Source organism: Coleofasciculus sp. G3-WIS-01 (assembly GCF_040223135.1).
In the GTDB taxonomy this organism is placed as follows: Bacteria; Cyanobacteriota; Cyanobacteriia; order Cyanobacteriales; family Coleofasciculaceae; genus Coleofasciculus.
In genome coordinates, this window is sequence record NZ_JAVJZI010000197.1 from 1 (window position 1) to 13063 (window position 13063).

8 protein-coding genes and 1 pseudogene are annotated in these 13063 nt (G+C 44.4%); 8 read left to right on the forward strand and 1 reads right to left on the reverse strand.

Annotated features, from left to right (window positions below):
* Window positions 1–202, reverse strand: a pseudogene (locus RIM23_RS20450) (RNA-guided endonuclease InsQ/TnpB family protein); the annotation flags it as partial.
* A gap of 496 nt (window positions 203–698) precedes the next feature.
* On the opposite strand from RIM23_RS20450, the gene RIM23_RS20455 reads away from it, so the two are divergent.
* From RIM23_RS20455 to RIM23_RS20490, 8 genes are all read left to right on the forward strand, one after another.
* On the forward strand, window positions 699–1130 hold the full coding sequence (locus tag RIM23_RS20455; RefSeq protein ID WP_446368938.1) for an NfeD family protein: 432 nt from the start codon (window positions 699–701) through the stop codon (window positions 1128–1130).
* 145 nt (window positions 1131–1275) lie between these two features.
* Window positions 1276–2271: an SPFH domain-containing protein gene (locus RIM23_RS20460; RefSeq protein WP_446368939.1), complete on the forward strand. Its 996-nt coding sequence runs from the start codon at window positions 1276–1278 to the stop codon at window positions 2269–2271.
* A 240-nt stretch (window positions 2272–2511) separates the two neighbouring features.
* Window positions 2512–3282 carry an aquaporin Z gene (gene aqpZ, locus RIM23_RS20465; RefSeq protein WP_446360049.1) on the forward strand — a complete coding sequence of 257 codons (771 nt, stop codon included), beginning with the start codon at window positions 2512–2514 and terminating at the stop codon, window positions 3280–3282.
* A 172-nt stretch (window positions 3283–3454) separates the two neighbouring features.
* The gene (locus RIM23_RS20470) at window positions 3455–4423 is read left to right on the forward strand and encodes an ADP-ribosylglycohydrolase family protein (RefSeq protein WP_446368940.1); all 969 of its coding nucleotides are present in this window, start codon (window positions 3455–3457) and stop codon (window positions 4421–4423) included.
* Window positions 4424–4627: 204 nt separating this feature from the next.
* Window positions 4628–6094 (forward strand): serine/threonine protein kinase, encoded by a 1467-nt coding sequence (locus tag RIM23_RS20475; RefSeq protein WP_446368941.1) that lies wholly within the window; start codon window positions 4628–4630, stop codon window positions 6092–6094.
* Complete coding sequence (locus RIM23_RS20480) at window positions 6081–7358, forward strand: serine/threonine protein kinase (RefSeq protein WP_446368942.1); 1278 nt, start codon at window positions 6081–6083, stop codon at window positions 7356–7358. Before RIM23_RS20475 ends, RIM23_RS20480 begins: the two co-directional genes overlap by 14 nt.
* A 664-nt stretch (window positions 7359–8022) precedes the next feature.
* Complete coding sequence (locus RIM23_RS20485) at window positions 8023–8958, forward strand: hypothetical protein (RefSeq protein WP_446368943.1); 936 nt, start codon at window positions 8023–8025, stop codon at window positions 8956–8958.
* 325 nt (window positions 8959–9283) lie between these two features.
* Window positions 9284–12826 carry a GAF domain-containing protein gene (locus tag RIM23_RS20490; protein WP_446368944.1) on the forward strand — a complete coding sequence of 1181 codons (3543 nt, stop codon included), beginning with the start codon at window positions 9284–9286 and terminating at the stop codon, window positions 12824–12826.
* Window positions 12827–13063 lie beyond the last annotated feature (237 nt).

A 13063-nucleotide genomic window follows, 5' to 3' on the forward strand; every position in this document is an offset into this window, starting at 1 on the left:
GTGTCATGGTGCGCTTGTCATAACGCAACCCCGATGTCGGCTTCTTTCGAGGGAGGTGCTTGAATTTAGTTGCCTTAATTGCTTCCATTGCGTTATCCCGAATTGTTTGTAGGAGTGCCGATGGTACATTGGGATATTGCAATCTCAAATCAGCATACATTGCCTTATGAGCCTTGTTTTTGTTGTACGTTCGTTCTTTCAACGCCCAATCAACGTGCTGATTAAAAATGTCAGCACAAAACCCCATCAGAGGCAGAAACCTTTTATGGGGTAAGTTGACGGGGATGGAGACGGTACGCTTGACGGTTTTACCTCCAAAATCCTTGATCGACTTAGATTAGCACAAAAACTTATATGTTTTAGTGGTATAAGCAAAGAAAATACATCGAGACTCACAAACACAGAGGCTAACTGTCACCCCGATAGATTATTGGCAGGCGACGGGGTATCGAACCCCTGAGCCTGCCTCGCCTCTCATCCCCACCCACTTTTGGGATGGGGTTTTCCCGGCGAATTTTATAAAAAGATGGCTCTGTGTCTAGACTCATCTGCTCCTCCTTCCCTAAAAAAGTTTAGTTATGTTATCAAATATTTACAGAACGTTTCGGTAAAACCAGCCCCGGAGAACCCTGCTCTGCCTCGATAGCGAATTAAACTAGAATAAAAGGCTTTCAACCCAGGATACACTGGATTTTTATATGTCACTCAATCCTTCCCTACTTTGGCTCCTGGCAGGCTCAATGCTTTGTCTGGTGGAGCTATTTGTCCCTACGGCATTTGTCGCCTTTACCATGGGAATTAGCGCTTTAGTCGTGGCGCTGGTGGCGTTAATTATTCCCCTGTTTCCGGTGCAAGTGGTGCTATGGTTGGCGCTATCCACGGCGCTGGTTGTTGCATCTCGACGTATTCTCCCGGCGGCTAAGGTGGCGAAACGTCTCGACGCTGTGGAAGCCCGTACCTTGACCGAAATTCCCCCCGGAGAGACGGGACGCATTCTCTATGAAGGGAATTCCTGGCAAGCGCGTTGTGACGATGAAACAGCCGCGATCGCACCCAACCAAAACGTTTATGTCGTTCGCCGTCAAGGCAATACACTCATCGTTGTTCCTCAAAATCTAGTCCCTTACTAAATTTTAAATAATGTTTCCATTAACGTAGACGCTGTGCGGTCTTGGCGGATTGTGGATATTGTTGTTAACGCTTAACTTAGCGGTTTGAGAAATAATTGCCATTGTTTAGAGGTGGCAGACAATTAAAATTCTAGGAGGTAATAACATGGATATATTTGCGTGGTTGATTATTTTGGTGCTTGGCGGTTCCACGATGGCTAGCTCCATTAAGATTGTTAATCAAGGGAATGAAGCATTAGTGGAACGATTGGGGAAATACAGTGGCAAAAAGCTGGAACCCGGCTTGAATCTTATGGTTCCGGTTCTGGATCGCGTTGTATTTAAGGAAACAATTCGGGAAAAAGTCCTTGACATTCCTCCCCAAAAATGCATCACTTGCGATAATGTTTCCATCAGCGTAGATGCCGTGGTCTATTGGCGGATCATGGATATGGAAAAAGCTTACTACAAGGTAGAAGATCTGCAAGCGGCAATGGTGAATTTAGTGCTGACGCAGATTCGTTCAGAAATGGGCAAACTGGAACTGGATCAAACCTTTACGGCGCGATCTGAAGTTAATGAAACCCTGCTGCGGGAACTAGATATTGCGACTGATCCCTGGGGTGTGAAAGTGACACGGGTAGAATTGCGAGACATTGTGCCTTCTAAAGCGGTACAAGACTCAATGGAGTTGCAAATGTCCGCCGAACGGCGAAAACGGGCGGCAATTCTCACCTCTGAAGGGGAACGGGAGTCGGCGGTTAATAGCGCCAGAGGGAACGCGGAAGCCCGAGTACTCGATGCGGAAGCGCGACAAAAGGCAGCGATTTTAGACGCCGAGGCGCAGCAAAAGGCGATTGTCCTCAAAGCTCAAGCCGAACGCCAGCAGCAAGTTCTCAGGGCGCAAGCCACTTCAGAGGCGCTGCAAATTGTGGCGAAGACGCTTAAGGGTGACCCCGTTGCCCGTGATGCCCTGCAGTTCTTACTGGCACAGAATTACCTAGAGATGGGTAAAGAGATTGGCAGTAGTGATAGTAGTAAGGTGATGTTTATGGACCCCCGTGCGATTCCGGCGACGATTGAGGGGATTCGCTCCATAGTTGGCGATCGCGAACAGTTGGATTCTGAACCGTTCAATTTTGAGTCGCGCCGTAACTCTTAATTGGCTGATTGGTGATGTTAGGGTTTTCGGGTGAGCGTAGCTCACCTTTTTTTGATCCGTAGATAGGAGATTTTGTATCGCTTTTGTTACCATTTTTAGACAATTGAAGTAGATGCTCCGATTACTAAACCGATGTTTTATTAGCACGGCTTATCGCCTAGAACCAAGTAAAAGCATAAGTCTAATTAAACATAGGGATTACTTCTGATACTATCTGAATCAGTTAATAGAGCATTAATTATGAATTTGGTAAAGCGAAGTATCGCCGAGTTGATCGGCACGTTTTGGCTCGTTTTCGGAGGATGTGGTAGCGCTGTACTTGCCGCTGCATTTCCTTATGGTGAAGGGAGCAATCCCTTGGGTATCGGTTTGGTGGGTGTTTCCCTCGCCTTTGGTTTGACGGTGTTAACCATGGCTTACGCCGTAGGTCCGATTTCCGGGGGACACTTTAACCCGGCTGTATCCTTTGGTCTTTGGGCGGCAAAACGCTTTCCGGGGGCTGAATTACTCCCCTATATTGCCGCACAAGTTGTGGGTGCGATCGCAGCGTCCACGGTTTTGTTTGTCATTGCCAGTGGGCGAATCGGTTTTGAGATGACTGGCTCAAATCCCTTTGCCACCAATGGTTTTGGGGTTCATTCTCCGGGCGGCTATTCCCTGTTTGCCTGTTTTCTCACCGAGGTGTTGCTGACGTTCATCTTTTTGATGGTTATCTTAGGAGCAACAGATCAGCGGGCGCCTCAAGGTTTTGCTCCCATTGCTATCGGTTTAGCCTTGACGTTGATTCACTTGATTAGTATTCCTGTAACCAATACGTCGGTCAATCCAGCCCGGAGTACAGGACCTGCTATTTTTGCGGGTGTTGAACTGTTTCAGCAAGTCTGGTTATTCTGGGTTGCCCCAATTTTGGGTGCGTTAGTCGCTGGCTTTTTCTACCTCAAGTTTTTCGATGACTCAGCCTCGAAAAAGACTCCAGAAGGAGATGTCGTAATGAGTAAAGAGCCAGCCTAAAGCCTGATCAGAATACAGAGACGGCGTGTCAAAGTAAGACAGAATAAAACTTGGAGTGGTTTGAAGACTCATTAATGAGCTGATTGATGATAGATCATTTTTTATATGTCATCGTTGTGGGGTGGGCTTAGCCCACCTTTTTTAAGCTTCTCAAGTTTGGAGGCAATGATTGATGAAGATAAGCCATGCTCAAATTCTAGCTGGACTTCTAGGAGTCTGTGTTGGCGATGCCTTGGGCGTACCTGTGGAATTTACCACAAGGGAGGAACGCCTGCGCGAGCCTGTCACCTCTATGCAGGGCTATGGAACCTATAATCAGCCCCCAGGAACTTGGTCAGATGACAGTTCTCTCACTTTCTGTTTAGCCGAAAGCCTCTGTCAGGGATTTTCCCTCGACGCGATCGCACAATCGTTTTGTCGTTGGCATGATCAAAACTATTGGACGCCTCACGGAACGGTTTTCGATATTGGGATGACGACAGCTACAGCCCTGCGCCACCTGCGTTGGGATCAGGTTTCACCCTTAGAGTCAGGATGTACGGATGAAATGAGTAATGGCAATGGTTCACTGATGCGAATTCTGCCCATGGCTTTCTATTATCAATCTCTAGAATTTCCTGAATTGATTAAAAGAGTCCATCAGGTTTCTAGCATTACTCATGCCCATCTCCGTTCTCAGATGGCATGTGGGATTTATATCAGTATAGCAATTCGATTATTAGAACGGGATGATCCAGAACCCGCTTATTTTAAAGGAATTCAAAGAATTCAGGAGATTTACAATCAACCCCCCTATACCTCAGAACTCGATAAATTCGCCAGAATCTTAGATGGAGAAATCGCCCAGTTTCCCATGGAAGCGATTCAATCGGGAAGCTATGTTGTTCATACCTTAGAAGCCGCACTTTGGTGTTTTTTAACCAGTACATCTTATGCCCAATCTGTGTTAAAAGCGGTTAATTTAGGCTCAGATACCGATACCACAGCGGCGGTTACAGGAGGATTAGCGGGACTATATTACGGTGTCGAACAAATTCCCCAAGAATGGCGTGACCAAATTGCCCGGAAAGACGATATTGTTGACCTCGCCCAGGGTTTAGCTTCAGCGATAGCCTCGGAAAACTCAACAAAGGACAAATGACCAATGACAGGTAAAAGGGTAGAAGGAGGCAAAAGTTATATCGTATTGTAGGGGCGGGTTTAGCCATTTAATTGATGGGTATACCGATAACTTATCAACAAAACCCGCCCTCTTGTCGTTTAGATTTGAGGCGAATAACCAATAACCAATGACGAATGACTAATGACGACTTTATGATAAAGATATCAATTCGGGCAATTTTGTATGGAGCGATCGCATCAGCCTGGGGATATCATTGCTCAACGGTATCGTATCATAGCTATCTTGGGGCAGGGAGGAACGGGGACAACCTACGAGGCGCAAGATCAAAGTAATAATCAACGGGTGGCGATCAAAGAAATGTCCTTGCGCCGGATCAAAGACTGGAAAGACTTGGATCTGTTTGAACGGGAAGCCCAAGTGCTATCTTACCTCAATCATCCAGCTATCCCCAATTACCTGGACTACTTTGAGGTGGATACTCCCCAAACCCGTTTATTTTATATTGTTCAGGAATTAGCCCCGGGGCGATCGCTGTTTGATTGGGTTCAAAGTGGTTGGCATACTCAAGAAGATGAAATAAAGGATATCGCCATCCAAATCCTAGAAACCCTAATTTATCTTCACCACATTTCGCCCCCGATTATTCATCGCGATATCAAACCCCAAAATATTATCCGCCGAGAGGATGGACAGGTGTTTCTGGTAGATTTTGGCTCAGTACGTCATGCCTATTGGAATCGCCGTAACCAGGGTATGACTGTGGTTGGTACCTTTGGCTATATGGCACCGGAACAAGATCGAGGACAAGCCTATCCCGCCTCTGATTTGTATGGTTTAGCTGCTACCTTACTATTTCTACTCACTCACCGTTCCCCCGCCGATTTACCCCAGAAACGGTTAAAACTTGACTTTCGTTCTCGTGTGAATGTGTCGCCAGAGTTTGCCGACTGGCTGGACAAAATGTTAGAACCCGTGGTGGAGGATCGATTCCTCTCCGCTCGGGCAGCGTTAAACGCTTTGCAAAATCCCAAAACCCTGATCCAGCCTATAGTAGAACATCGCCGTCGTCCAGTAGGAAGTCAGATTACATTGACCGCCACAAACGAACAGTTAGAACTCACAATTCCGCCGGCTGGGTTTAGGGGAACGGGTGGGTATTTGAATCCTGTGGCATGGAGTTTGCTCTTAATTCCAACCACATTACTAGCCTTTTTCGCGATCGCTATCCCAAATCACCTTTATCGGATGATCCTGGTGATCCGTCCCTGGCTCTTTGTTGGGGCATACATCAGTCTTATCTTTATACTACATGATCTATCGGTGTTAAATATTCTGTTGCGTGCAGCCAGCCACATTCAACTCAAGATTAACCCAAAAAACTTTCAGTTACAGTGGACGCTACTGGGGTTCAAAAAAACGATTCAGGGACGAACCGCAGATATTAACTGGATCGAAATTATTACCCAGTATACCGAAAAAACCAAGTTAACCAAAACATCCGAACGGTATAAAATACCTGTACGCAAATGCCGACTTTTTACCCAAATGTCCCATCAACGAATTGAATTTGCCCAGTTCATCTCTCAACGGGAACGGGAGTGGGTGGTTGAGGAAGTAACCACCTTTATGAAACACCTGCATCAGCGTTATCCTCACCTGAAACCGGAGGATGATTATGAACGGACATAATCCAGGAGATTGTATCGCTCAACGCTATCAGATTATCAATATTCTGGGTAGTGGAGGAACGGGTACAACCTACGCCGCGCAAGACCAAAAAACGGGTCAAAAGGTGGCACTCAAAGCGTTGTCTTTAGTAGGTATGACGGACTGGAAAGTCTTGGAACTCTTTGAACGTGAAGCCAAAGTTCTCTCCCGTTTAAATCATCCGGCAATTCCCAAGTATTTGGATTATTTTCAGGTCGAAACGCCCCAGAATCGCTGTTTCTATCTTGTCCAAGAATTAGCTCCTGGAACGTCTCTATCCCTATTAGTCAAACAAGGATGGCAACCAGATGAGGTCAAAGTTCTCAAAATTGCCAGACAAATTTTGGAAATTCTCGACTATCTCCATAATTTGAACCCTCCCGTTATTCACCGAGATATTAACCCCCAAAATATTATTCTGGCTCAAAAAGGAAATGTATTTTTAGTTGATTTTGGGGCAGTCCAAAATGTTTATCGAAACACTCTGACTCAAGGAAGTACAGTTGTCGGAACCTATGGATACATGGCACCCGAACAGTTTCGAGGACAAGGGTATATTACGTCTGACTTGTACGGTTTAGGGGCAACCTTATTATTTTTAGTGACTCATCGTTCTCCAGGCGATTTACCTCAACGCCGCCTCAAGATTGATTTTCGCGCTCAGGTACAGTCAGAAGAATTAGCGAACTGGTTAGAGAAAATGCTCGAACCCGTTGCTGAAGATCGATTTGCTTCGGCTCAGGAGGCTTTAATTGCGTTACAGGGTGAAATCGCTGATCAAAATTCATTCATTGAGCCGCCTGTATCAATAAGTAATCGTATCTTCTTGGAAAAACACCGTGACTATATCCTTGTAGATATTCCATTCTTATCATGGTATGTGGTGGTGGGTTCCCTAATAGTATTTATTGGACTAATTTGTGTGTGGCCTTTTATAATCGCCATCCTACCCTTATTAATCGTCATTCGGGACAAGTTTCTCAGTCACATCTACTTGAAAATTGATAAAAAAACTTTTCAGTTGCAGTGGCAAATACTGGGATTAAGATATTGGCGCAAGGGACGAACGGCAGATATTGACAGACTGGAGATAGACATTCGCTACAATTCAAACGGTCAACCCATTCGGTCTTGTGCTATTGTCGAAGGGGTTCGCACTCATCGTTTCGGTAAATATCTTAAGTTAAGCGAGAAGGATTGGCTAGTGCAAGAGTTGAATGGTTTTTTGGAACAGTTACGTTCTTGAATATCGTCAATCAATGCTTTGAGCGGTATTGTCCGTTAGCCAAGTGTAAGAAATACAGCTATTGGGGGTCAAAAAACACACTCAGGCTTGCGTTCTGTTGGAGCAACCAAAACCTAATACCTAATACCTAATACTTAACACCTACCCCCACCACAAGACTCCCTACAGCAGACCCTACTTAGCGATGGTTTCACCCGATCTCTTGTCTCTTATACCAAATCCGGGTTAGCCACCCCCTTTATAAGCTAGTCCGCGCAGGCGGACGAAAGTTTGTGTAGCTGCGACTTCTAGTCGCCAAGGCAAAAAAGGGGTTCCAAAGGCGGATTGGGTATTACCCCTAAACTACTGCTTTTGTCATTCATCGGGGGAGATGTATGTCCAGCCGATAGCATCGGCGTAGCGAAGCATGGGGTTTTGGACGGCAGAACGTTCGGACAGGGGCAGAGGATTCGCGGTTAAGGGAGGCTGTGAAACGTGGGGTAAATTGCCGCCTTGATAGCCAATTTAGCAATTGTCTACTCTCTATGGGGCAAATTTCTTGACTCCTACAGGGTGGTTTTTCCCAATTGACAAGGCTTTCAAGCCATCTGATCTATAAATCTGCCAGAAGAGATAGAGGTCGATCAGGAAAAGTGGCACTCTCTCGATTTCAGAGAAAATATAGATGGCTTTAAAGTTAAACCTAAGCAAGAAAACATTCACCTATAACAAAGACATGACGAACATGAAATACACAAGTCTGGTAACAACAGCACTACTAGGAAGCTTCACTTTAACAACTGCCACTATCACTACACATCCTGTTTTGCTTCAACCTTTTATTCAGCACAATATAAATTTCTTAGATGCTCATAAAGATGCTATAGAATCCTATTCATACTTAATCAATGCTTTATCTTCTCCAATTACACTCTTATTCGCTGCTTTGGCTGTTCAAAATGGTGTCAGAGAATACAAGAAAAACCAACGATGGAAAGTCCGAGAGTTTCTGGACATAAAGTTTAAAGAATTTGAAACACAAAGCGAAACCCTAAATGTTAGGAAGATGTTGGATAATGAAGTTTGCTTTGTGGAATTGTTTCCTACGGCCAATAAGCCTATCAACAGATTTGTTATTATTGAAGAAAATGATTTGATAAAGGCTTTAAGTGAAACCAATATCAAGGCAAGCTTAAATGCAGGCAAAAAAAGATTTCAGGAACTTTTAGACAAAGACATCGATACTCCCAGAAAAAATGTTCCTGAATTTGTCGAGGCTGCTATTCGAGACAATTTTGATAGATTCTTAGATTATCTACAACAAATTGAAGTGATGAAAAAATCTAAGATAATTGATGAAGATGATTTGAAAATTTACTTGAATCCTTGGGTAGAGATAATCAATAGAACAAGCGAGTCGTCTCGTCCAGCCTTATTGACCTATATGGGACTTGTTAAGGTAACGAAAGAAGCAGAAAAAAACTTAACCAGTGTTCAAAAGAGCATGAGGAGTCTCTTTGAAGGGAAAATCACGTTTTTTGAACCTAACAAAGTTCCCCAATCGCTCTCAAATGTTTCTGACCTTAAACCGATTCTGCCAACTGACAAGCAAGCAAGTTAATGGTTGAAGGATTAGAGGAATTATTAGCCAGAGGTTATGACTGGCTCAAGGATTATTTAGTGACTCATCCTGAAGCCCTCAAAACTCTTAACAGCCAATCACTATGGACATAAAACGATTGTACTGTCTTTATTGGGTACAGGAGCAGGATGCCTACACAAACAAATCCCTTGGAAAACTAGGCTTCAACCAATTATTATGGATTTATCGAGGATTCACCCAAGAATACTCGAAGTTTGCTCCCCCTACTTCCAGACGTAACAGGCTACGTTTTTACAGGATTCCCCTGCATCCTACCCCCACCACAATACTTATTCAGTAAAGCATGTATGAATATAAAGTTGGTGGTAGTCTCCCGGCTGATGCTCCCACCTATGTTTGGCGACAAGCCGATCGCGCTCTCTATACAGCCTTAAAAGCTGGACTCTTTTGTTATGTCCTGAACTCTCGACAGATGGGGAAGTCTAGCTTGCGAGTGCAAACCATGACGCGACTCCAGTCGGAAGGAATTGCCTGTGCTGCAATTGATTTGACCGAAATTATTAGTCCCGATATTACGCCAAGTGAATTTTATGGCAGTATCACCTATACCCTAGCCGATAGTTTTCATCTCCTGGATAAAATTGGCGACTTTGATAGCTGGTGGTGCAACTATGGAAGCTTATCCAGTACCCAGGGATTGGTGCGATTTATTAAAGATGTTCTCCTCAAACATGAATCGCTTTTGGGAAAAAAATTAATCATCTTTGTCGATGAAGTCGATAGTGTTCTCCGTTTGCCATTTTCTGTGAATGACTTTTTTGGTTTAATTCGCGCTTGTCATAATAATCGCGCCGATCAACCGGAATATAATCGCCTCACCTTTGCGATTTTAGGCGTGGCGTCGCCGACAGATTTAATTCGTTCCCAAGCCTATAGTCTTCCGTTCAACTGTGGAGAAGCGATTGAACTGACGGGTTTTCGCTTAGACGAAGCCGAACCTATTACCCAAGGATTAACCGTCAAATCTGCCAACTCCCAGGAACTGATGAAAGCGGTACTCAGTTGGACCCAGGGACAACCTTTTTTAACCCAGAAACTCTGCAAGCTAATTGTTGAAGCTGAAGATGCACCGCCTCTAGGACAAGAATCTAACTGGGTTGAGCAACTCGTGCGATCGCGCATTCTGGAAAACTGGGAAAGCCACGATGAACCGGAGCATTTACGCACCATTCGCGATCGCTTGCTCAGAAATGAACAACGCACTCGTCCACTTTTAAAGCTTTACCAAAAAATCTTATCCTCGTCTCATTCATCCCCGATCCGGGGAATATCGGAGTTGAGAACATCCCCCAATCGATGCGGAGAAATTATTGCTGATGAGAGTCCCGAACAAATGGAATTGCGACTGTCAGGATTAGTGGTCAAACAAGGGGGGATTTTAAAAGTTCACAATCGCATTTATCGGTCAGTTTTTAACCCCAGTTGGTTAAAAAAACACCTGGCTGCTTTAGAACCAGAACCTCAGTATGCCAAATTTCAGAAAACCCTGGCTGAACTGGAGCGAAAACTATTAGTCTCTCAACTAGCTTGTGTAGCCGATGGTAGAGATTCGGCGCAGGCGCTTTATGAAGTGTTGCGAGATGTGACCTTACAAATCGGCGATTTACTCAGCGCCGATCGAGCAACTATATTTTTACTCAACGAAGATAAAACCGAACTTTGGTCAGTCGTGGCTGAGAATGAAGGAAGTGAATTTCTAGATATTCAGGTACGATTAGGGGAAGGAATTGCGGGTCTAGTTGCCAAAACGGGAAACTTAATTAATATCCGATCGAATGTTTACCAAGATTCTCGGTCTGATTTGGTTAAAGAATATGACCAAAAGTATAATTATTATACCTATAATGTATTGGCATTACCAATTACAAATGAAAACCACCAAGTCCTTGCCGTTATTCAATTACTCAACAAATTAAAGCGCTCTAAACACTTGGATAATCAGGGAAATTGGTTAATTGATCGCCACGGATTTAGCCAACGTGATCAAAAGCAATTGGCAGAATTTATTCCAGCAATTCGCCGCATTCTAGAAAGCTGTCAATCCTGTTATCGTGCCACAAAGAAACTGCGAGCAACCGCCGCTTTAGCAGAAGCCACTCGTTCTCTCGATAAGAGTAGTTTAGATATTCAAGAAATCCTACCACGGGTGATGGACGCAGCAAAGAAACTCATGAATGCTGATCGCAGTACCTTATGGCTTTTGGATCGCGATCGCCATGATTTGTGGACAAAAATTCCCCAAGCTGATGGTTCCTTGACCCAAATGCGAGTCCCTGTCGGTGTGGGATTTGTAGGTAAAGTGGCTAAAACGGGTCAACCCCTAAATATTCCCTTTGACCTCTACGATCATCCTGATGCAACAAATTCTCGAAAATTTGACCGCACCACGGGTTATCGCACCTGTAGTTTACTCTGTATGCCTGTATTTAACGCCGATGGTGAATTAATTGGCGTGACGCAGTTAGTTAATAAACGTAAATCCGGAAATTTTCCGTCCTATAAACCTGAAGATTGGCCCCAACCGCCTGCACAATTTAAAGGGAGTTTTGATGAGCATGACTGCCAGTCGATGCAAGTGTTTAACGAGCGAGTGGGTGTGATTCTGCACTATGCCCAAACCCATGAAACATTAAAACAGCTTGCCCAAATTCAACCCAAAGAAGGGGTTCACAATACCCTAGTTATGCTAAGTCAAGCCGTGGGCAACCATAGTGATGAAGTGATGCACAACATGCTAAATTTTGTCGCTAAATCGGTAGCAAAGTCCCTAGATGCTGAACGAAGTACAATTTTTATCTTGAATAGCGATCATCAGGAGTTTTGGTCGTTGATTGTTGATGATAAAATTGGCAAAATTAGGGAAGTCCAGATTGCTGTTGATGGAAAAAATTGCGATTTGACATTCAAATTAACGCGACATCGAGTGAATCATAAGCATCAAAGCCTCTCGACATTAATTCAAACGGCTACCCCTCAAGTTGAGAACTATCCTATTCATAGTCATTTAGTCTATCCCATCGTCAATTCGCAGCAGAATGTGGTGGCAATTATGGAATTGTACAATAAACTTAAACCCACTAGCGATCGCGGCGCACCATTATCTGAACGCATTGACCCTAAAGGGTTTAGGAAAGCCGATGAAAAGCAACTGGCTCAATCTGTCCCCTCTATTCTCCCCATTCTGGAAGGGGTACAATCTTTTTATCGAGAAATGCGTATCATTCAGGGGCGACAAGCCATCGATGCGTTATGGCTAGCCATTAGTTCGATTAGTCAAGGGAATTGGACATCCCAGGAAATTCTGCAAAAAGTAATGGATGCGGCGCAAAACTTGACCAATGCTGATCGCAGTATCCTTTGGCTAGTTGATCGCCAACGTGGTGATTTATGGACGGAACTTCCTGGTGTTGGGAAAATTCGTTGTCAAATTGGTACGGGTTTTGCCGGTCAAGTGGCAGCATCAGGTAAACTGATGATGATTTCCTATGACTTGTATGACCATGTTGGCGCATTACACGCCAAACAAATGGATTTAGAAACTGGATATCGCACCTATAGTTTGCTCTGTATGCCGGTTTTAAGCCGTGATGGGGAGTTATTGGGAGTGACGCAGTTACTCAACAAGCGCAAACCGGGGAATTTTTCTGAGGATAACTCCGCTGATTATCCTGAGGTTCCTGATTATTTTAAGACAAGTTTTAATGAACGCGATCGACGGTATATTGAGATATTTAATAATCAAGTCGCCGTCATTGTTCAAAGCAATCAACAGCAGGATGTATTAAAAAGTGAAATTTTGGGTAGACTGTCTAGAGCGTCGCTTTAGTCACCAAAATCAAGGGTTAAATCCTCTGTACTACCTTTAGTAGACACTGTGGGGGCGGGGTTAGGGAATCGGTAGGGGCGGGTTTAGGGAGAATTGTAGGGGCGGGTTTAGGGAAAATTGTTGGGGCGGGTTTATGGACAGTTGTAGGGGCGGGTTTAGGGTGAATTGTAGGGGCGTGGGTATGGAGGATGGTAGTGGCTGGTGTAGGGACAATTGTATGGGCGGGTTTAGGGACAA

What these genes read in the sequence shown, in the direction of transcription:
- RIM23_RS20485 (WP_446368943.1), top strand. Translation starts at nt 8,023, where the DNA reads ATGGCTTTAAAGTTAAACCTAAGCAAGAAAACATTCACCTATAACAAA.
- RIM23_RS20480 (WP_446368942.1), top strand. Translation starts at nt 6,081, where the DNA reads ATGAACGGACATAATCCAGGAGATTGTATCGCTCAACGCTATCAGATT.
- RIM23_RS20470 (WP_446368940.1), top strand. Translation starts at nt 3,455, where the DNA reads ATGAAGATAAGCCATGCTCAAATTCTAGCTGGACTTCTAGGAGTCTGT.
- RIM23_RS20460 (WP_446368939.1), top strand. Translation starts at nt 1,276, where the DNA reads ATGGATATATTTGCGTGGTTGATTATTTTGGTGCTTGGCGGTTCCACG.
- RIM23_RS20475 (WP_446368941.1), top strand. Translation starts at nt 4,628, where the DNA reads ATGGAGCGATCGCATCAGCCTGGGGATATCATTGCTCAACGGTATCGT.
- aqpZ (WP_446360049.1), top strand. Translation starts at nt 2,512, where the DNA reads ATGAATTTGGTAAAGCGAAGTATCGCCGAGTTGATCGGCACGTTTTGG.
- RIM23_RS20490 (WP_446368944.1), top strand. Translation starts at nt 9,284, where the DNA reads ATGTATGAATATAAAGTTGGTGGTAGTCTCCCGGCTGATGCTCCCACC.
- RIM23_RS20455 (WP_446368938.1), top strand. Translation starts at nt 699, where the DNA reads ATGTCACTCAATCCTTCCCTACTTTGGCTCCTGGCAGGCTCAATGCTT.